General features: G+C 56.9%; 1 protein-coding gene. It reads left to right on the top strand.

Going from position 1 to position 253, the window contains the following annotated elements; translation table 11 throughout:
* Positions 1-253: hypothetical protein (locus EAE92_RS24325; RefSeq protein WP_214069883.1), on the top strand; the 253-nt coding region annotated here is incomplete at both ends.

The raw sequence follows: 253 nt of genomic DNA on the forward strand, positions 1-253 counted from the left end.
ACCCGGGAGGGACTTTCACCCTCTGTTCTATCGCCAGCTTGCCTGGCGTACTAAGAGTCCGGTTACCTCACCTTGTTCTTCCTCTCCGGCCCCTGCACGCTACTGCTTCCTTATCTTCACCTGGAGAGGTCGCGGTAGGAATAGCCGTTACCGGCTACCCCCCGCACAGATCCGGACGTGCGCTACTAACGCATCCGGCTCCTACCTCGGGTGTTTGGCGTAAAAGCGCTGCAAAGGATAAGGATGTACAATT

Origin of the sequence: Photorhabdus hainanensis (assembly GCF_018448965.1) — a bacterium.
GTDB lineage: Bacteria > Pseudomonadota > Gammaproteobacteria > Enterobacterales > Enterobacteriaceae > Photorhabdus > Photorhabdus akhurstii.